Genomic DNA, 19,858 nt, shown 5'->3' on the forward strand with positions numbered 1-19,858 from the left:
TGCTTCAGATTTGTGGATCACCTTGTTTTTTGAGTCAATATCGTTACCCCAATAAAAAATGCCAGTCAATAAAATGACTGGCATTGAGATAAATCATAAATAGTATTTTATTAGCTATTTATATTTGCGCTATTCCCACTCGATAGTCGCTGGCGGCTTGCCAGAGATATCGTAAACCACACGGGAAATGCCATCGACTTCGTTGATGATGCGGTTCGACACTCGCCCCAAGAAATCATAGGGTAGATGTGCCCAATGAGCTGTCATAAAATCGATTGTTTCTACTGCGCGCAGTGATACAACCCAGTCATATTTACGACCATCGCCCATCACGCCTACAGAGCGCACGGGTAAGAACACAGTAAAGGCTTGGCTGACTTTATTGTATAAGTCGGCTTTATGCAGTTCTTCGATGAAGATAGCATCGGCGCGGCGCAGTAAGTCACAGTATTCTTTCTTCACTTCACCTAATACACGCACACCAAGACCTGGTCCTGGGAACGGGTGACGATAAAGCATGTTGTATGGCAGACCTAACTCTAAACCAATTTTGCGCACTTCATCTTTGAACAGTTCGCGCAGTGGCTCAACTAAACCCAGTTCCATATCGTCAGGCAAACCGCCAACGTTATGGTGCGACTTGATCACATGTGCTTTACCTGTAGCGCTGCCAGCAGATTCAATCACGTCAGGATAAATCGTGCCTTGCGCTAACCATTTTGCATTAGCGCATTTTTTCGATTCTTCATCGAAAATTTCCACAAATACACGGCCGATGATTTTGCGTTTTGCTTCTGGATCTGCAACGCCCTTCATCGCATCGAGGAAACGGTTTTCCGCATCAACGTGGATGATATTCAGGCCGAAATGATCGCCAAACATTTCCATCACTTGTGCTGCTTCATTCAATCGCAATAAACCGTTATCAACGAATACGCAGGTCAGTTTTGTACCAATCGCGCGGTGCAGCAACATAGCCACAACCGAAGAATCGACACCACCAGACAAGCCTAAAATCACTTCATCATCGCCGATTTGCTTCTTCAAACGCTCAATCGCATCTTCAATAATCGATGAGGGTTTCCAGTTGGCGGCACAGCCACAGATGTCTAAGGCAAAATGCGATAACATCCGCATGCCTTGACGAGTGTGGGTCACTTCTGGGTGGAACTGTACGCCATAGAAGCGTTTTTCTTCATTAGCCATAGCAGCAAATGGGCAAGTATCGGTTTTAGCTACCGCCACAAATCCCTCAGGGATCGCAGAGACTTTATCACCGTGGCTCATCCATACATCGAGCAGAGGTTTCCCTTCGCTATTGACTGCATCTTCAATATCTTTGAACAGCGCAGATTTTGTCAGCATTTCAATTTGAGCGTAGCCAAATTCACCTTCGCCCACACCTTGAATAACTTTACCACCTAACTGCTCAGACATAGTCTGCATGCCGTAGCAAATACCTAAAACAGGTATGCCAGCGTTAAAGACATATTCAGGTGCACGGGGAGAATTTTCAGCCGTCACACTTTCAGGGCCGCCCGCTAGGATAATACCGTTAGGGGCAAACTCACGGATTTGGGCTTCGGTCACATCCCATGCCCATAATTCGCAGTAAACGCCAATTTCACGGATACGACGGGCAATCAGTTGAGTGTACTGGGATCCAAAATCGAGGATCAGTATCTTGTGCTCATGAATATCGCTCATGGATAACCTTTATTTTATCTATTGTTTAACTTGGCTCAAAACTGACAACGTCAAGCTTGAGAGCATCACACATATTGTTAGTGGGGCGGCTTATTGCCGCCCCACTACATCAAACATTTATGAACCAGAACGGTAGTTCGGCGCTTCTTTAGTGATAGTCACATCGTGTACATGGGACTCGCCCATCCCCGCAGAAGTCACTTTTACAAATTGCGCTTTTTCATTCAGCTCGCTAATGGTTGCACAGCCTGTTAAGCCCATGCATGAACGTAAACCACCCATATGTTGATGGATGATTTCCTTAAGCTTGCCTTTATAAGGCACGCGGCCTTCAATGCCTTCTGGCACCAGTTTGTCGGCAGCATTGTCAGATTGGAAATAACGATCAGAAGAGCCTTGAGACATAGCGCCTAATGACCCCATACCACGGTATGATTTATATGCACGCCCTTGATATAACTCGGTTTCACCAGGTGCTTCATCGGTACCAGCAAACATTGAACCCGCCATAATACAAGATGCACCCGCGGCAAGGGCTTTGGCTAAGTCGCCAGAAAAACGCACACCACCATCGGCAATCACAGGAATACCTAAGCCTTTTACGGCTTCGGCGGCATCGGAAACCGCGGTAATTTGGGGCACACCAACACCGGTTACAATACGGGTTGTACAGATAGAACCAGGACCAATACCCACTTTAACAGCGTTAACACCCGCTTCAACTAAGGCTAAAGCACCTTCAGCCGTGGCGACGTTACCACCCACAATTTGTAAATCTGGGTACTTGGCACGGGTTTCGCGAATACGTTGTAATACGCCTTCAGAATGTCCATGGGAAGAGTCGATCAACAGTACGTCAACACCGGCCTTAACCAGCGCATCAACGCGCTCTTCGTTGCCGGCACCCGCACCAACAGCGGCGCCCACGCGTAAACGGCCTAACTCATCTTTACAAGCGTTAGGTTTACGCTCGGCTTTCTCGAAGTCTTTAACGGTAATCAACCCTTTTAATTTGAAGTTATCATCGACAACCAGCACTTTTTCAATACGGTTAGAGTGCATTAATTTTTGCACTTCATCTAACTTAGTGCCTTCGGCAACGGTGACTAAACGCGACTTAGGCGTCATCACTTCCTCTACCGTTTTGCTCCAATCCGTCACAAAGCGCACGTCACGGCCAGTAATGATACCGACAAGCTCATTCGCTTCGTTAACCACGGGGTAACCGGCAAAACCGTTTTTCAGGGTTAACACTTTCAGATCAGCAAGTGTCGTTGAAGGAGTCACTGTCACAGGTTGTTGAACCACGCCAGCTTCGTAAATTTTTACTTTACGCACTTCTTCGGCTTGCTTCTCAATACTCATGTTTTTGTGAATAAAACCTAAGCCACCTTCCTGCGCCATCGCAATCGCAAGGCGAGCTTCGGTAACTGTGTCCATAGCGGCAGACACAAGCGGAATGTTGAGTTCGATAGTATTGGTTAGGCGAGTTTTAAGAACGGCGGTATTTGGGAGTACAGTAGAATGCGCAGGAACAAGTAACACATCGTCAAAAGTAAGCGCTTCTTTAATTAAACGTAGCATTAGCAACATCTCCCCAGTTGAGTAGGATTTAGAGGTGAAATATTGCGGCGGGATTATACCTTGCATATGGGGCGCGGTAAATGGAAAATAGCAAATATCCCCATTTTCTTGAGTTATTCGATGCAAGGCACCAAAAACAACATTTATACTGTCTCGCGGCTCAATGGTGAAGTCAGGCAAATCCTCGAGGGACAATTGGGTAAAATTTGGCTTAATGGCGAAATATCCAACTTTTCTTCCCCTAGCTCAGGTCATTGGTATTTAACCCTAAAAGATCATTACTCCCAGATCCGCTGCGCCATGTTTAAAGGCCGTAATCAGACAGTCAGCTTTAAACCCATCAATGGTCAGCAAGTGTTAGTCAAAGGCGCAATCAGTGTTTATGAACCCAGAGGCGACTATCAATTATTAATTGAGTCCATGTTACCCGCGGGTGATGGATTACTGGCGCAGCAGTTTGATGCCCTTAAGATGAAGCTCGCCGCCGAAGGATTATTCGCCGCTGACACCAAAAGGCCACTGCCCAAAAACATCCAACGTATTGGCGTTATTACTTCACCAACAGGTGCTGCAATTCGCGACGTTTTACATGTATTGGCAAGGCGCGATCCCTCCATCGAAGTCATTATCTATCCGACTCAAGTTCAGGGTGAAACTGCGGACTTGAGCATATGTCAGGCAATTAATATCGCCAATCAAAGGCTGGAGGTCGATGTTTTACTGCTCACCCGCGGTGGCGGTTCACTTGAGGATTTATGGTGTTTTAACAGCGAAGCCCTCGCCCACACTATTTATAACAGCGCCCTGCCCATCGTCAGCGCCGTAGGCCACGAAGTCGATACCACTATCAGTGACTATGTCGCCGATATCCGTGCCCCTACACCGTCTGCGGGTGCCGAACTTCTCTCTCAAGATAGTGAGAATAAAACCCAAAGACTCGCGACTGTATTATCGCGGCTGCAGCAAAGTGTAAGACACTATCAGCTCAAGCAAGAAAGACGCTTAAGTTTGTTAGAACATAGATTACAACGCCAAGATCCTAAACGGACTTTGCAACAGTTCGAACAAAGATTCGATGAAATGCAATTACGACTGGAGTCCGCGCTATCAAATCGCTTGCATCTGCTCAGCCGCCGTCAGCAGTTGCTCGCAAGCCGCCTTGAACAACAATCACCAAAGCATAAACTCGCCATTGAGGGTACCCGCCTAAGTTATCTTGCGAGTCGCTTACAGGATGCATTGCAGGATAAGCTCAGCCAAAGTGAACAGCGGATAAAATACGCTGCCCATCAATTAGAAACCGTTAGCCCATTAGCCACTTTAAGTCGTGGTTATAGCATTACGACGGATATTCACAATCAAGTGATCGACTCCGTCGATAAACTGGCTATCGGTGATGACTTACAAACTCGCTTACGCTATGGCCAAGTGATCTCAACTGTCACCCAGATAAAGCCATTCGAATAAGGCTAAGCAAGGCTGAAATCGTCTTAAAACACAAAAGGAACCCTAAGTTTCCTTTTATTTCAAATGTGTTCGGTAAAAACACTATTTGGTTTTTCTGTCTTTAATATGGCTCAGTGCGCGTTTGCGGCGACGCTCTTGGCTCATGGTTAACTTCTCAGTCTTGTTTTCAAATGGGTTATCACCCTCTTGGAAACGCAGCTGAATAGGCGTACCCACCACTTTCAATGAACGACGGAAGTAGTTCATCATGTAACGCTTGTACGAGTCAGGCAGTCTACTCACTTGGTTCCCGTGGATCACCACGATTGGCGGATTGTAACCACCGGCGTGAGCGTATTTAAGCTTCACACGGCGGCCATTCACTAATGGTGGCTGGTGATCGTCCTGGGACATTTGCATAATACGGGTCAGCATAGAAGTGCTGACGCGGCGTGTGGCACTGTCATAGGCTTCTTCAATCGATTCAAATAAATGGCCAACACCAGTACCGTGCAGCGCCGAAATAAAGTGAATACGGGCAAAATCAATAAACCCAAGACGACGGTCAAGCTCACTCTTCACACGATCTTTAATCCCTTGATCGATGCCATCCCACTTGTTGACGGCAATCACTAAGGCACGTCCTGCATTAAGCGCGAAACCTAATAGACCTAAATCTTGTTCAGCAACCCCTTCACGGGCATCGATGATAAGTAAAACCACGTTGGCATCTTCAACCGCTTTTAAGGTCTTGATCACTGAGAACTTTTCAATAACTTGATGCACTTTACTGCGGCGGCGAACACCCGCGGTATCGATAATCACGTACTCGCGACCTTCACGTTCCATTGGAATGTAAATACTGTCACGCGTTGTGCCGGGTTCATCGTACACAACGACCCGTTCTTCACCTAAAATACGGTTGGTGAGGGTTGACTTACCTACGTTTGGCTTACCGATAATCGCCAGCTTAATAGGCAAATCTTGTAGACGCTTTTGCTCAGCTTCGGCTTCTTCTTCAGTGTATTGGCGTTCGTCGACGACTTCTTCTTCACCTTGACGCTCAATGCCCATCGCTTCAGCATAAGGTGTCAGCGCGTATTCGATCATGTTGGTGACGCCGCGCCCTTGGGACGCCGCCATTTGGTAGACTTCACCCAAACCTAAAGACCAAAACTCGGCACAGGCCGAATCGGCATCGATACCGTCAACTTTATTGGCAACCACGAAAGTGGTTTTTTCACGGCTACGCAGATGCTGTGCAATCGACAAGTCAGCGGCGGTTAACCCCGCGCGCGCATCGGTCATAAATAAAACCACATCGGCTTCTTCAATGGCGGCAAGGGATTGCTCTGCCATTTTTGTCTCGATCCCCTCTTCAGTGCCATCGATACCGCCAGTATCGACCACAATGAACTCATAGCCGGATAAGAATGCTCGACCATATTTACGGTCACGTGTTAGGCCAGGAAAGTCAGCAACCAGCGCATCACGCGTACGCGTAAGACGATTAAATAGGGTGGATTTACCGACATTCGGTCGACCAACAAGGGCCACTACAGGGATCATGATTTTGCCTCTAAAAAACTTTTCAATAAAAAGCCCCCGGAACACACTTCCAGGGGCTCTGCAAGGATAACACTTTTAACTACGGAAGTGTTACAACAGCCAGCTTTCCGCTGCGACCTTGAACATAGATTTTATCATCCACCACTAATGGCTGACTGTATAATCCAGAGCTATCGACTTGAATACGACCGACAATCGTCCCTGTACTGCGATCAATAAAGTGTAGATAACCTTCGAAATCACCGACAACTAAATAATCTTTATAAACTGCAGGCGAGGTTAATGTTCGATTTGTTAACTCAGAGTTGCTCCATAGCTCTAAACCATTTCGTCTATCAACTGAGTAGATACGACTATGATCGTCAACTAAAAACAAACTTAATCCTGCTGATGCTAATTCGTTAAAGCTTGAATACTTACGTGTCCATACTATGCGACCCGTACGCAATTCCATCGACACTAAGTTACCGTTATAGCTAACTGCATATAAATTATCACCAAGAATAAGCGGTGTCATATCCACGTCGGCCATACGCGTAAACTCGTTACCGCCCGTTGGATTATAAATCGCTTGTTCCCACGCGGCTTGACCATTGTTTTTCACCACAACAGCCACTTTGCCATCGGCAGTACCAATAAAGAAACCACCCGCTTCATAGGCGGCAGAGCCTGTTCCACGTAACGTCAGGTTCGGCAACTGCATCTTGTACACCCACAGCTTATCGCCAGTATCGACGTTAAAAGCCTCGAGTGAACCGGAGCTCGTACTCACCACAACCACATCATCAGCAACCGTTGGCTTTGATAAAAGCTCACCACCCGCAACGATATGCCACAATACTTGGCCATCTTCGATATTCAGTGCTGCAAGCAGCCCACTCTCACCACCCACAAAGACTTTATTACGGGCAGCGGTGACACCTGCGGCAATGCGAGCACCTTTATTTTTAGCTAAGGCGTTATCACGAAACTCTTCGCTAAAATCTTTAGTCCAAACGCGGTCACCCGTAGCTTCATCAAACGCAATGACTTTACCGTAACGGTCTGCGGCAAAAATTTTACCGTAACGAACTGCCGGCATAAGGCGAGAATAATAATCTCCCACACCACTACCAACAGAGGCGCTCCAACTTACTTCAGGGAACACCGTTGCCTGAATTGCAGTTAACTCACTTACCGGCTCTTCTTCAACATCACTCGATGAACAGGCGGATAACATCGCTAGACTCAATCCAGCGGCTAACAGGTTTTTGCACCAAGACTTCATCAAGGGATCCCTTATGCCTGATTTAGGTTATCAAGTTTGATTTTAAGTGCCGGGCTTGTTACCACACCACCGTTATCCATGGCGGTTTGATAAGCCGTTTTTGCTTTCTCAACGTCACCTTGACGCACAAGGAAGTCACCTTTTAACTCTTCACGTTGAGCTAAAAAGGCTTTATCGGATACTTTTTCTAAGGTCGCTAACCCGGCATCAATTTGACCAAGCTCCGCCTGAATACGGGCCAAGCGTAAGGTTGCAATTGTATCTAAACTGGCCCCTGGCTTGGCCGTAATAACCTTGTTCAACGCATCGATAGCCTTAGGATAATCCTTTGCTTCTACAGCAGTTTTGGCAACGATAAGATCCAACAGTGCTTGATAACCTTTTTGATCGTGATTTTTTGAAAACTCAGCAACACCCGCTAGCATGGCGGCTTCATCGGCAGATTTGGTCGTCAATGCTTGAAAGGCTTTTGACGCTTCCTCCGCTTTAGCCACTTTCATATCGGAATAATAATTCCAACCGTATAGGCCACCAAGGCCCACGACAGCACCGATTAAAATGGAAGTTCCATAATCTTTCCAGAACTGTTTGATAGCATCAACTTGTTGTTCTTCTGTGCTATAAATTTCCACGCGCACATCCCCTTTATTTGGTAAGTTCAGCTAAAAATGCACTTAAGGCATTTCGAGCAACCTGTTGTTGTTCGTTGTCATTGCGTAAATGTTTCACTGTGACCATACCTTCGGCAAGTTCTTCTTCACCTATCAGTAATGCCACACTCGCACCGCTTTTGTCGGCGCGCTTCATTTGTTTCTTCACGTTACCGCCACCACAGTGACTCATCACTTTAAGGTATGGCAGCGCACTACGTAAGTCCTGTGCAACTTTAATGGCTTCGACAAGACAATTCTCCCCCATGGCGGTGACATACACATCAACTGCCGCGGGAATGTCTTGTGTAAGGCCCAAGGTTTCAAGCAGCAATACAATACGCTCAAGCCCCATCGCAAAACCGACCGCTGGGGTATCTTTACCGCCTAATTGCGCCACTAAACCATCATAGCGTCCGCCCGCAAGTACCGTGCCTTGTGAGCCTAAGCTGTTGGTAACCCATTCAAATACAGTGCGATTATAATAATCGAGACCACGGACTAAGCGAGGATTAACTCGGTATTGGATGCCAACGGCGTCTAGGAGTTCACGTAATTGTGCAAAATGTTGTGAAGATTCTTCACCTAAGTAATCCATCAGCGCTGGCGCATCGGTTAAAATCCCTTGAACTTGAGGATCTTTAGAATCCAGTACGCGCAGTGGATTGCTGTACATACGGCGTTGACTGTCTTCATCTAACTTATCTTTATGCTGCTCTAAAAAAGCAATCAAGGCATCGCGGTAAGCCGCACGCTCAGCGGCATCACCTAAGGTATTAAGCTCAAGCGTCACATGTTCGCTAATCCCCAGCTTTTCCCATAGACGCGCCGATAACATAAGCACTTCGGCGTCAATATCTGCGCTACCGATACCATAAACTTCAACACCAAACTGGTGGAATTGACGGTAACGCCCCTTTTGTGGACGCTCATGGCGGAACATAGGCCCCATATACCACAGGCGCTGTTCTTGGTTATAGAGTAAACCATGCTCGTTACCCGCGCGCACAGTAGAGGCGGTACCTTCGGGACGTAAGGTCAGACTATCGCCATTACGATCTTCGAAGGTGTACATTTCTTTTTCAACAATATCAGTCACTTCACCGATAGAGCGTTTAAAAAGATCGGTATTTTCCACTATTGGAGTGCGTATTTCGCTGTAGCCATAAGCACTGACGCTCGAACGTAGTACCGCTTCTACTTTTTGCCATAGAGGACTTTGGGTTGGCAGAATGTCATTCATTCCGCGAATCGCTTGGATCTGTTTTGCCACTGTATCGACTCGTCCGATTTCGCTAGATTAATAAAAATGTTCCGCATTATAGACGCCTGAAGACGAAACGTAAAATGGCCCCATCGGTTTCGGGGCACACCTCAAAGTCTCTGGCACCAATGCATACATTTTACTCGGTTGTATCTTTTACTTGGATACGGTTTGCCAGTTGGCTCGCCTTAGCACGAATTTTGGCTTCGAGGGAATCGACTAAATTGTCATTATCAAAACGTTCTTTTTGACGCTCACCCTCATCGTAGTAGCCACTCTTATTGTGTCCACCGGTTAAACCAATATGCGACACTAAAGCCTCGCCAGGGCCATTCACTACGCAGCCAATAATAGATACATCCATCGCTGTAGTGACATCTTCTAAGCGGCGCTCTAATTCATTCACCGTGCTGATCACATCAAACTCTTGGCGCGAGCAAGATGGGCAGGCAATAAAATTAATGCCGCGACTACGAATACGTAGCGACTTTAAGATATCAAAACCGACTTTGATTTCTTCAACGGGATCGGCAGCGAGGGAAATACGTAATGTATCCCCAATACCTTCGGCCAATAACATGCCTAAGCCAACGGCTGATTTTACTGAGCCTGCGCGCGCGCCACCCGCTTCGGTAATGCCTAAATGCAGCGGTTGGCGGATTTGTTTTGCCAATAAACGATAGGACTCAACCGCCAAGAACACATCCGACGCCTTAACACTGACCTTAAATTGGTCGAAGTTCATGCGATCTAAAATATCCACATGGCGCATTGCCGATTCGAGCAATGCCTCGGGGGTCGGCTCCTTGTATTTGTCCATCAAATCTTTTTCTAATGAACCGCCATTGACGCCAATACGGATTGGGATATTTTTATCCCGGGCGCACTCAACCACACTGCGAATACGTTCTTCATTGCCTATATTACCTGGGTTGATGCGTAAACAATCGACACCGTATTCAGCAACTTTAAGGGCAATACGATAATCAAAGTGAATATCAGCCACTAAGGGAACATTTACAGATTGTTTTATGATTTTAAAGGCTTCAGCGGCATCCATAGTCGGTACGGAAACGCGCACTATGTCGGCACCGACTTTTTCTAAGGCGCGAATTTGAGCAATAGTAGCCTCAACATCGGTAGTCTTAGTATTCGTCATTGACTGAACGGCAATCGGCGCCCCATCACCAATCGGTACATTACCCACATAAATGCGGGTGGAAGGACGTCTTTTTATGGGAGTTTCATTATACATACTTAATACGCTCTATTTCGGTACGTTCTGCTGCGCCTGTTAGTCAGTCTTACGCTTTAGGAAGCGTTAAACGAGCAACTCGGCCTTTAGGAAAATCAGCTAGGCTTATGGCTTGGCCATCCATACTTAGCGTCGCCACATGGGGGGCCCCTAAAATTACTTTAAACGGTGCAGTACCGTTCACTTGGATATTTGCCCCTGCCCCTCTTACACCATCAACTAACACTTTGCCCTGAGCATCAACAATATTAATCCAGCAATCACCTGCTAGTTGAATATTAAGATTAGACTGCCCAGCAACGGCAATTGTGCCTTGCGCTGTAGGTGCATTCGTCGCGGATAAGGTCGCCGAAGACGAGGCTGTAGATATGTTACCTGTGGCATTGTTAGTGTGAGGAGTATTAGCCACCACAGCTTGATTTGAAGTCGCAGGCACGCCAACATTACTACTGGCGACACTATGAGTATTTCCGGCCGTTAACGCATTAGACTCTAATGCATCAGTATCCATCGGATTTGGATCAATCGTGTTTGCATCCGTATCCTTGATGGGACCATCTATCGACATTGATCCATTGACTGCGATATCAGTCAGCCCTTGGCTAACATCCGTTTCAGTCAACAACACATCGCCAGGTAGCGTGAGGTTTGCTGCGGCAACCTCTTCCATTGTCGGTTGTGATACATCGACCGTTGTCAGTAACGTCGATTTTTGCATCCACCATACAACCAACAACCCGAGTAATACGATGACAATAAATATGCTGACCCACTTTAATTTAGTGTCGCTCGCTTGATAGGTTGTTTTGCGTGAAAAGCTTTGCATCGCAGGGGATGTCACTAAAGGTACTTGCTTAGCGAGGCAAGCCTCTATTGGTGCATAGTCAATACCCAACATGCGCGCATAGTTTTTCACATAACCACGAACATAGGTGGGTGACGCTATATTGGTAAAATTATCGGCTTCAAGGTCTTCAACAATACCTGGACGCAAATGCAATTTCACTGCGGTATCGGCAATGCTTAATCCCTTTTCCTCACGGGCATTTTTTAAAATATTTCCGAGCGTTACATCAGGCGTCGTGGTTTCTGTTTCGTTAACTTCAATTGACGCGTTGGTTTCGTGATCTTTCATTGATGCAAATTAACTCTGTATTGCTTGGCCTGAGGTGATGCTGGAAATTTGGCAAGCAATAAAATACCAAATTTCTTAACGGCAGCATCATCATTCATTGCCTGCTCTATTTTTATTCCGAGCGCTAAACTCTCTGGAGTCTGAGCTGCCACTTGGTGATATCGCGCTAATTGATTACGCGCTTGAATAAAATCACCCTGTTCAGTCTCAATCTCAGCAAGCTCCAGCAATGACACCGAACGTCTCGGGTCATACTTTAACGCCATCTGAAAATACTGTCGTGCCTTTTCTGCTTTTCCCGACTCTCGGCTGCATAAACCTAAATTTTCATAGCTCGAAGCGGTGCGCGTATATTTGGGCATTTCTATTGCGGCCAAAAACATTTTTTCAGCTTTTTCGTATTGCTTTTGCTGGCACAAAAACACCCCAAAATTATTCATGGAATCGCCAGAGGCGTCCTTAGTACTAATGGCTTTCTGATACGCTTGTTCGGTACGTACAAGATCACCCACGGTTTGATAGTAATAGGCCATTGCAACATGAACATCTTCAAGTTCTGGCGCGTATTCTATTGCTTTATCAAGGTTATATTTGGCTTGTTCCGAGTTACCTCGATTCAAATAGGTTAAACCGAGCTGCATTCGCTCCCGTGCCGCGGCGACTCTATCTAATTTTCGCTCTGATACAGGGATATCTGTTCCTGTGTATGTACGCTCAGTGACACACCCTGTCATGACTAATGACAAGGTGATTGCTAATGAAAACCCTGACAATCCATGCTTCATGGGCAAGCCTATAAATCTGTGCAAACAATGAGTTAATTCATTGTGACTGAAATCTGATTTTCTTGCATGCGTTTTTTTGCCAAACGCTTAGTTCTATCGCGAATATCCCCCGCTAACTGACCGCAGGCAGCATCAATATCGTCACCACGGGTCTTACGTACTATCACCGTTAAGCCATATTCCATTAATACTTTCGAAAAACGATCAATACGCGAGTTCGATGAACGACCATAGGGTGAACCAGGATACGGATTAAAAGGAATTAAATTCACTTTACAAGGCGTATCTTTCATTAGTTTTGCTAACTCGTGAGCTTGCTCAGTGCTGTCGTTGATATGATCGAGCATCACATATTCAACGGTTACACGGCCACGGTTTGCATTTGATTTCGCAATATAACGACGGATCCCTGCAAGAAACTCCTGCAATGGATACTTTTTATTCACTGGGACTAAAATATCCCGTAACTCATCATTAGGAGCGTGAATGCTCACGGCCAATGCCACATCAAGGGCATCACCAAGTTTATCAAGGGCGGGCACAACACCAGAAGTTGACAGGGTTACCCGGCGTTTTGATAGGCTAAACCCAAAATCGTCCAGCATAATATCCATTGCAGGGATAACGTTGGCTAAATTAAGCAGTGGCTCACCCATACCCATCATCACCACATTGGTGATCGGACGATCGCCAGTATCCTTTGCAAAACCTAAGAAATGTGAAACCCGCCAGATTTGGCCGACAATTTCAGATACGGTCAAATTACGGTTAAAACCTTGTTGAGCCGTTGAGCAAAACGTACATTCAAGCGCACATCCCACCTGAGATGATACACACAAAGTCGCACGGTCATCTTCTGGAATATAGACAGTTTCAACTTCCTGCCCTTCACCAACATGTATCGCAAACTTAATTGTCCCGTCGGTGGACTTTTGGAAACTGGAAATTTCAGGCGCAACAATTTCACAGCGTGCAGCCAATTTTTGACGCAACACTTTATTGATATTCGTCATTTCTTCGAAGTCGCTGACACCGAAATGATAAATCCACTTCATGAGTTGATCGGCACGAAAGGGCTTTTCCCCTAGATCCGCAAATAATGCGCGCATAGCCTTACGATCAAGGTCTAATAAATTGATCTTTTTTTCACTCATACCACTCACCTCAACACCAAAACCTGCAACAGGGCGGCGAATTATACAGATGCAATAAATTTTTAGCCAGCGACACAACTCTACTATGGTAGAATCTCGCTGGGCTAATGTTGGCCTAAAATACGGAGTTGTAATACCACCTATATGTTAACCCTCATCATTATAGTGCTTGTCGCTGTCGCGGTCTCTTTTCTGTGTAGTGTCTTCGAAGCTGTTTTGCTTTCGGTTACCCCGAGTTATATCGCCTCACTTGAGCAAACCGACAGTGCTGCCGCCGCGAGATTACGTAAACTCAAAGACAATGTCGAAGCACCTTTAGTATCTATTCTCACCTTAAATACTGTTGCCCATACCGTTGGTGCTGCGGTGGCTGGTGCACAGGCTGCAAAAGTGTTTGGGGATGAAATGCTGGGTGTTTTCTCTGGCGTATTAACTTTTATTATTCTGTTTTTCTCAGAAATTATTCCTAAATCTGTGGGAGCAAACCATTGGCGACGCCTTGCACCAAGCGTTTCTATTGCGATCACTTGGATGAAAAAGGTGACGAAGCCATTGATTTGGTTGTCACAAAAGGTTACTCACTTTTTAGGTAAAGGCGAAGAAGGGCAATATATTCGCCAAGAGATGAGCGCGATGGCTAAAATTGGCCAGGAATCTGGCGAACTTGATGAGCAAGAGTCAAAAATTTTGACTCAAATGCTAAAAGTACGAGATATGCCCGTCACTGCTATTATGACACCACGCACTGTGATGTTTTCACTGCCCGTTGATCTCACTCAAAATGAGTTTGTTCGAGAGTACCGTGATAAACCTTTTACCCGCATTCCAATATACGATCAGGATCACGATGATATTATTGGTTATATCACTCGTACCGATGTGCTGCTAGCCGAGCGTTACACACCAGATGCTCCAATTGGTGAGCTAAAACGTAGTCTCTTCGTTGTACCAGAAACCGCCAAAATTCTGCCATTATTTGAGCGAATGATTAAGCGTAATACGCAAATAGCTATGGTGGTTGATGAATATGGCAGTAGCCAAGGTATTGTGACACAAGAAGACATCATCGAGTCTATGTTAGGTCTAGAGATTGTGGATGTGAATGATCCTGCTACGGATATGCAACAGCTGGCACGTAAGTTATGGGCAAAACGCATGAAACAAAAAGGTATTCGCCTTTCTGATGACGGTGATTTTGAAGCCGCTGCCGATGATGATGAGGCAAGATCGGGTTAATAGTATTTCATTTAGCACTTGTTAATATAAAGGGAGCTTAGCTCCCTTTATTGTTTTAGAGAGAATACCCAACTCATTTCAATACTCGCATTTTGGGGGCGCTTGGGTATATACTCTCCCGCCGTAAAAGAGGTAAGTTATGACACAGGGCTACATTCTCTCACTCGCGCACATCAACGATACACATTCAAATTTTGAACCCAGCCGTGTGCAATTTTCCCTTACCGTGGGTCAACAACCGCTCGGTGTCACCTGCCATAGTGGCGGCTATGCGCGCATAGGCTATCAGATAACAAAAGCACGTCACGCCGCTGCACAAACCGATACGCCTTTTATTTTTCTACACGGTGGTGACAGCTTCCAAGGCACATTGTACTTCAGCCATTTTAAAGGCAAAGCCAATGCCCATTTACTCAATTTGTTAGCACCTGATGCGATGGTTATCGGCAATCACGATATTGATGAGGGCAATGCCCTGCTTGCTCATTTCGCCAAACAAATCGATTTTCCTTTGCTTGCCGGCAATATGGATTTAAGCCAAGAAGATATAAATAAGCCAGGCTGTTTACGAGGCGAGCCGAATATCTTGGCCTATGACCATGAACAGCAATTGGCAAGCTATATCCTAAAACCCTTTTATGATCAAAAAATGGCCATCATTGGCATTACGTTAGATCAAATGAAAGAAATTGCTCGCCCCGATCCTGACACCCATTTTGTAGACGCTATCGCCACCACAGCAAGAACAGTAGCTTATCTTCATACCCAAGGGATTAAGCATATTATTGTCCTGAGTCACTTAGGATTAGATCAGGATAAACGCCTTGCTGAACAAGTTTCAGGGATCAGCCTTATTGTGGGTGGGCACACCCATACTTTGCAGGGGGATTTTCGCGATCTAGGTTTAAGTAACCTTCCCTATGGTGAAGTTATCAATGGCACGCCGATTGTCCATGCTGGAAAATATGCAGAAACCATAGGCTTAGCTCAGATCGAATTTGACGCCAATGGCCAATTTATCCAGCTTGAGGGTGGCAACTATTTCATGCTCGATCAGCACTTTATATTAAGTGCTAGCACAAGTGTGAGCGATGCCGATTACCAAGCCGTACGTCAACAGCTCTGCCGTCATCCCCATATTTATTGGGATGACGCAGATGAAGATATCGTAGACGTCATTAATACTATTTATCGCCCTGCGATTGCCGAAATGGAAAATAAAGTTCTTGCTCTAGTCCCTAAGAACCTAGTTCACACTCGCTTACCATCAAAAGCGTTGCCCCATGGCAGCGAAATTGCCCCTTGGGTAAGCCGCAGTATGTTTCAAGAAGCAAAAATTGAAGATCCACGGGTGCATTTTGCACTGCATAATGCTGGAGGTGTTCGTCAATCCGTTGCTCAAGGTCGACTCACTCTCGCCGACGTGATGGGGCAATTGTTGCCGTTTGAATTACCACTAGTGAAATATGAAATTCAAGGCCAGTTCCTCTATCAAGCACTCGAATCGGCCATTAATGCTGCCACTAATAATAGTGTGCGAGGCACTGGCGCAGGTAGTTTCCCTTATACCTATGGTTTACGTTATTACTATGATGGTAGACGCCCACTGGGTGAGCGTTTATTTAAACTTGAAATGATGCAGCAAGATAGCCAACAGCTTTGGTATCCCGTCGAACCCGAGTCTTTGTATGTTGGTGTATCCACCTCATATACGGCTGCAGGTAAAGAAGGTTATCACCCTCTATTGCAGGCTCGCTGGCAGGAGTCAATGGAATCGCTTACCTTGCCACAGGCATTTATTCGCTTTTTAAATAGATCACCTAATTTAGCGGACTTTTTATCGCCACATGTTCACTACACTAGCCATTTAAGACGTTCTGGATAGCACTAAGCTGTCTAACCTGACATATTAAATTAAAACAGCCATTCACAATGGGGTAACCGCTCGGCAAACCAAGCTTGTGCCTTACCTTGATTGCCCTTGCGCCATGCCAAAAATACCTTCTGTGCGGGGCGGGGGATCTCGACTGCACAGGCAATCAAATCACCCGAGGCCAGTTCTTTAGTAATAAGGTGCGCAGGAATATATCCGACGCCTAAGCCCAATTCCTGCGCTTTAATCTTAGTTTGCATATTGGGTACTCGAATCACTTGTCGACTATCGAATAAACCACTTGAACGCTGTGCTAATGCCATAGAACTATCCGCAACCACTATAGATGGAAACTGTAACAGCGCCTCAGTCGGTATCGGCAACTTATACAAAGCCAAGGGATGGGTTGGATTAAGTGCAAATACAAACTCAAGATGGCCAATTTCAACCAAATGATATTGTCCTTTTGGCAGTTCCCCAGTAACGCCGATAGCAATATCAGCTCGCCCTGAATAGAGCGCGTCCCAACCTCCACCTAAGGACTCTTCACTAATATTCACCGTGACTTGTTTACCCAACTCCGTAAACTCACCAATAAGCTGCAATAAAGGAGAAATCGGTACAACAGTATCTATCGCTAAGGTTAAGGAAGACTCCCAGCCCGTTTCCAATTGGCGTACAGCCTCTTCAAGCCTTGATGTGGCAGCAAGGATCTCCCGACCTTGACGCAATACTAATTGACCGACTAGTGTCAGTTCAGCTCTTTGTCCCTTACGTTCAAATAGTTTTACACCTAAATCGCCTTCAAGTTTCTGTACTGTATAGGTTAAGGCAGAAGGTACTCGAAATAACGATTCTGCCGCGGCTGAAAAACTCCCTTTTTTATCAATCGCATCGAGCACAATTAATCCATCAAGGCTAATGGCTGGCAACATAAGCGCCTCTTGTTCAAATTATTTGAAATTAATATTGAAAATGTTCCGATTTTCTTTGCCTGAGGTCAAGTCTAAACTGTTTAGCAATGGAGAGGTTCAAAGAGAACATCCACCTAACAATACGATTAACTCACTTAGTTAAAAAATTTGAAATAAGGAATATCCCATGAAAGCACTCATCGTAAAAACACTGACATCAGCTCCTAGCTTTGCACCACTGGCTCTGCGTATTCCGATAGGGATCATCTTAATCGCCCACGGTGCTCAAAAATTGTTTGGCTGGTTTGGCGGCTACGGCTTAGAAGGCACTGGGCAGTGGATGGCATCAATTGGTCTAACACCAGGCTATTTAATGGCACTCATGGCAGGTTCAAGTGAATTCTTCGGCGGCCTATTCCTGTTACTCGGCCTACTAACCCGACCAACGGCCCTTGTATTGTCATTCACTATGGTTGTCGCGATTTTTTCAGTGCATATAGGTAATGGCCTGTTCCTTGCCAATAACGGTTATGAGTTTGGCTTAGCCCTATTAGCAGCAACTGTCTCTCTTGCGATTTCAGGTGCTGGTAAATTATCGCTAGACAACTTATTGGCCAACCGCATCAAATAAGGGGATATAGTATGATCACACTAAGAAAAGCACAGGATCGTGGTCAAGCAGACTTAGGCTGGCTAAAGAGTCAACATACTTTCTCTTTTTCTAGCTATTATGATCCCGCACATATGGGGATCTCATCCCTAAGAGTCATCAACGATGATAGAGTGGTGCCCGGTGCAGGTTTTGATACCCATGGTCATAAAGACATGGAAATTATCAGTTATGTGATATCTGGCGCTATCGCCCACAAAGATAGTTTTGGAAATATCAAAACCTTGCCAGCAGGAGAGTTTCAATTGATGTCTGCGGGTAAAGGGATTTATCACAGCGAATTCAATGCTTCAAACACTGAACCATTACACTTTTTACAAATTTGGATCCAGCCAGACACCTTAGGGATTGATGCGGGCTATCAACAAAAAGCGTTTGTTCAAACTTCGGCGCTTACGCCAATAGTTACTCCAACAGGTGAAAATGGCACACTGAAAGTACAACAAGATGCAACACTCTATCGACTACAGCTTGCCCCTGCCGAGCAAGTGACGATGGAGCAAGTGCAAACGAACCGTAATCTCTATGTACAATTAGTTGAAGGACAATTGAGTATCAATGGCACTCTGTTAAATCCTGGGGATGGTGCCCACATCACAGAACTGGATACACTGACATTTACGGCATTGCAAGGGACAGTAACTGCCCTCGTATTTGACTTAGCTTAATGTCAGATTGCCTTAGTCGGACTCAATACAAAAAAACCGCCTATATGTAAATTGGCGGTTTTTTTATTGCCCAAATGGGATAGCATCAAAAGCCATTAACCAAGTAAAGTCTTAGTGAATAAATGCCACATCAGTGAGAAAGTGAAAGCATCAAACTAAAGTTCACCAATATCTGTGCTTTATCCTGTAGCTTATCCTCTGGAGTTAAATATCGACGCAGCTCATTACGGCGAATACAGTTAAATCCATGCTTTTCAAAAAATGGCCGAGCTTGATATGAGGCTTCGACGGTCAAACGCTTAAATTCTCGTTTTTTGACTTCTTCAAACAATGCCAGATATAGCAGAGTGGCAACACCTGCTCGACTATATTCAGGGTGAACAAATAAACAATCCACCTCACCAACTTGCACATCGAGTTCAACTATAGGACAAGGTTTCAAGGTGATAAAACCCACTAATTTATCATTCAGCTCTGCCACCCAAGTGGTTGTATCTTCAAGCTTAGCAAGCCAGTAATCATCACTACGGGCTTCACCTTGATTTTGTGCCCAAGCTAAACGTTCGGTCAATGAGTAATATTCCTGTGCGCCTTCCATGACACTGGCATTAAATACGGAGGCTATTTGTGAAACATCCTTAGGGGAGAATAAGCGTATCTGCATAGTGTTCACTCCTCTGG

General features: G+C 45.5%; 17 protein-coding genes. 5 read left to right on the top strand and 12 right to left on the bottom strand.

All coding sequences use genetic code 11. From position 1 onward, the window contains the following. Window positions 1-129 precede the first annotated feature (129 nt). Both guaA and guaB read right to left on the bottom strand, forming a co-directional pair. The gene (gene guaA / locus MZ182_RS13900) at window positions 130-1,707 is read right to left on the bottom strand and encodes a glutamine-hydrolyzing GMP synthase (protein ID WP_014611002.1); all 1,578 of its coding nucleotides are present in this window, start codon (window positions 1,705-1,707) and stop codon (window positions 130-132) included. Between the two features lie 117 nt (window positions 1,708-1,824). Next, window positions 1,825-3,291 carry an IMP dehydrogenase gene (gene guaB, locus MZ182_RS13905; RefSeq protein ID WP_011788710.1) on the bottom strand — a complete coding sequence of 489 codons (1,467 nt, stop codon included), beginning with the start codon at window positions 3,289-3,291 and terminating at the stop codon, window positions 1,825-1,827. A 120-nt stretch (window positions 3,292-3,411) separates the two neighbouring features. Between guaB and xseA the strand changes: the two genes are divergently transcribed. Next, window positions 3,412-4,758, top strand: a complete 1,347-nt coding sequence (gene xseA, locus MZ182_RS13910) for an exodeoxyribonuclease VII large subunit (protein WP_248065834.1) — start codon at window positions 3,412-3,414, stop codon at window positions 4,756-4,758. Between the two features lie 81 nt (window positions 4,759-4,839). Here xseA and der read toward each other — a convergent pair whose 3' ends face one another. From der to MZ182_RS13950, 8 genes are all read right to left on the bottom strand, one after another. Then, window positions 4,840-6,306 (bottom strand): ribosome biogenesis GTPase Der, encoded by a 1,467-nt coding sequence (der, locus tag MZ182_RS13915; RefSeq protein ID WP_011919654.1) that lies wholly within the window; start codon window positions 6,304-6,306, stop codon window positions 4,840-4,842. A 79-nt stretch (window positions 6,307-6,385) separates the two neighbouring features. Beyond that, the gene (gene bamB / locus MZ182_RS13920) at window positions 6,386-7,573 is read right to left on the bottom strand and encodes an outer membrane protein assembly factor BamB (protein ID WP_011788707.1); all 1,188 of its coding nucleotides are present in this window, start codon (window positions 7,571-7,573) and stop codon (window positions 6,386-6,388) included. A gap of 11 nt (window positions 7,574-7,584) precedes the next feature. After that, entirely contained in the window at window positions 7,585-8,205 is a 621-nt protein-coding gene (locus MZ182_RS13925; RefSeq protein WP_011919655.1) for a tetratricopeptide repeat protein, read from the bottom strand. Window positions 8,206-8,218: 13 nt separating this feature from the next. Beyond that, complete coding sequence (gene hisS, locus MZ182_RS13930) at window positions 8,219-9,496, bottom strand: histidine--tRNA ligase (RefSeq protein ID WP_248065824.1); 1,278 nt, start codon at window positions 9,494-9,496, stop codon at window positions 8,219-8,221. A gap of 130 nt (window positions 9,497-9,626) precedes the next feature. Beyond that, complete coding sequence (gene ispG / locus MZ182_RS13935) at window positions 9,627-10,742, bottom strand: flavodoxin-dependent (E)-4-hydroxy-3-methylbut-2-enyl-diphosphate synthase (protein ID WP_011788704.1); 1,116 nt, start codon at window positions 10,740-10,742, stop codon at window positions 9,627-9,629. Between the two features lie 49 nt (window positions 10,743-10,791). After that, window positions 10,792-11,877, bottom strand: coding sequence for a RodZ domain-containing protein (locus MZ182_RS13940; protein WP_248065823.1), 1,086 nt, complete (start codon window positions 11,875-11,877; stop codon window positions 10,792-10,794). Continuing rightward, window positions 11,874-12,662 carry a type IV pilus biogenesis/stability protein PilW gene (gene pilW, locus MZ182_RS13945; protein ID WP_248065822.1) on the bottom strand — a complete coding sequence of 263 codons (789 nt, stop codon included), beginning with the start codon at window positions 12,660-12,662 and terminating at the stop codon, window positions 11,874-11,876. The genes MZ182_RS13940 and pilW overlap by 4 nt, the downstream gene beginning before the upstream one ends. A 32-nt stretch (window positions 12,663-12,694) precedes the next feature. After that, on the bottom strand, window positions 12,695-13,816 hold the full coding sequence (locus MZ182_RS13950; protein WP_007646311.1) for a bifunctional tRNA (adenosine(37)-C2)-methyltransferase TrmG/ribosomal RNA large subunit methyltransferase RlmN: 1,122 nt from the start codon (window positions 13,814-13,816) through the stop codon (window positions 12,695-12,697). A gap of 144 nt (window positions 13,817-13,960) precedes the next feature. On the opposite strand from MZ182_RS13950, the gene MZ182_RS13955 reads away from it, so the two are divergent. Next, on the top strand, window positions 13,961-15,052 hold the full coding sequence (locus MZ182_RS13955; RefSeq protein WP_011788700.1) for a CNNM domain-containing protein: 1,092 nt from the start codon (window positions 13,961-13,963) through the stop codon (window positions 15,050-15,052). Between the two features lie 139 nt (window positions 15,053-15,191). Further along, window positions 15,192-16,937: a bifunctional metallophosphatase/5'-nucleotidase gene (locus tag MZ182_RS13960; protein WP_248065821.1), complete on the top strand. Its 1,746-nt coding sequence runs from the start codon at window positions 15,192-15,194 to the stop codon at window positions 16,935-16,937. 29 nt (window positions 16,938-16,966) lie between these two features. Here MZ182_RS13960 and MZ182_RS13965 read toward each other — a convergent pair whose 3' ends face one another. Further along, complete coding sequence (locus MZ182_RS13965) at window positions 16,967-17,860, bottom strand: LysR substrate-binding domain-containing protein (protein WP_248065820.1); 894 nt, start codon at window positions 17,858-17,860, stop codon at window positions 16,967-16,969. Window positions 17,861-18,026: 166 nt separating this feature from the next. Here MZ182_RS13965 and MZ182_RS13970 point away from each other — a divergent pair, with 166 nt between their 5' ends. Together MZ182_RS13970 and MZ182_RS13975 are read left to right on the top strand one after the other, a co-directional pair. Then, window positions 18,027-18,470 (top strand): DoxX family protein, encoded by a 444-nt coding sequence (locus MZ182_RS13970; protein WP_011788697.1) that lies wholly within the window; start codon window positions 18,027-18,029, stop codon window positions 18,468-18,470. Between the two features lie 11 nt (window positions 18,471-18,481). Beyond that, on the top strand, window positions 18,482-19,177 hold the full coding sequence (locus tag MZ182_RS13975; RefSeq protein WP_011788696.1) for a pirin family protein: 696 nt from the start codon (window positions 18,482-18,484) through the stop codon (window positions 19,175-19,177). Window positions 19,178-19,307: 130 nt separating this feature from the next. Here the strand turns inward: MZ182_RS13975 and MZ182_RS13980 are convergent, their stop codons facing one another. Continuing rightward, complete coding sequence (locus tag MZ182_RS13980; RefSeq protein WP_011788695.1) at window positions 19,308-19,841, bottom strand: GNAT family N-acetyltransferase; 534 nt, start codon at window positions 19,839-19,841, stop codon at window positions 19,308-19,310. Window positions 19,842-19,858: the final 17 nt, after the last annotated feature.

The sequence above is a fragment of the Shewanella sp. JNE2 genome, from assembly GCF_023159115.1.
GTDB lineage: Bacteria > Pseudomonadota > Gammaproteobacteria > Enterobacterales > Shewanellaceae > Shewanella > Shewanella putrefaciens.

Bases quoted from the DNA above. Each gene is read 5' to 3' on its own strand.
- MZ182_RS13970 (WP_011788697.1), top strand. From the start codon at position 18,027: ATGAAAGCACTCATCGTAAAAACACTGACATCAGCTCCTAGCTTTGCA.
- MZ182_RS13960 (WP_248065821.1), top strand. From the start codon at position 15,192: ATGACACAGGGCTACATTCTCTCACTCGCGCACATCAACGATACACAT.
- MZ182_RS13965 (WP_248065820.1), bottom strand. From the start codon at position 17,860: ATGTTGCCAGCCATTAGCCTTGATGGATTAATTGTGCTCGATGCGATT.
- MZ182_RS13980 (WP_011788695.1), bottom strand. From the start codon at position 19,841: ATGCAGATACGCTTATTCTCCCCTAAGGATGTTTCACAAATAGCCTCC.
- xseA (WP_248065834.1), top strand. From the start codon at position 3,412: ATGCAAGGCACCAAAAACAACATTTATACTGTCTCGCGGCTCAATGGT.
- MZ182_RS13940 (WP_248065823.1), bottom strand. From the start codon at position 11,877: ATGAAAGATCACGAAACCAACGCGTCAATTGAAGTTAACGAAACAGAA.
- MZ182_RS13955 (WP_011788700.1), top strand. From the start codon at position 13,961: ATGTTAACCCTCATCATTATAGTGCTTGTCGCTGTCGCGGTCTCTTTT.
- der (WP_011919654.1), bottom strand. From the start codon at position 6,306: ATGATCCCTGTAGTGGCCCTTGTTGGTCGACCGAATGTCGGTAAATCC.
- MZ182_RS13975 (WP_011788696.1), top strand. From the start codon at position 18,482: ATGATCACACTAAGAAAAGCACAGGATCGTGGTCAAGCAGACTTAGGC.
- guaB (WP_011788710.1), bottom strand. From the start codon at position 3,291: ATGCTACGTTTAATTAAAGAAGCGCTTACTTTTGACGATGTGTTACTT.
- MZ182_RS13950 (WP_007646311.1), bottom strand. From the start codon at position 13,816: ATGAGTGAAAAAAAGATCAATTTATTAGACCTTGATCGTAAGGCTATG.
- ispG (WP_011788704.1), bottom strand. From the start codon at position 10,742: ATGTATAATGAAACTCCCATAAAAAGACGTCCTTCCACCCGCATTTAT.
- guaA (WP_014611002.1), bottom strand. From the start codon at position 1,707: ATGAGCGATATTCATGAGCACAAGATACTGATCCTCGATTTTGGATCC.
- bamB (WP_011788707.1), bottom strand. From the start codon at position 7,573: ATGAAGTCTTGGTGCAAAAACCTGTTAGCCGCTGGATTGAGTCTAGCG.
- pilW (WP_248065822.1), bottom strand. From the start codon at position 12,662: ATGAAGCATGGATTGTCAGGGTTTTCATTAGCAATCACCTTGTCATTA.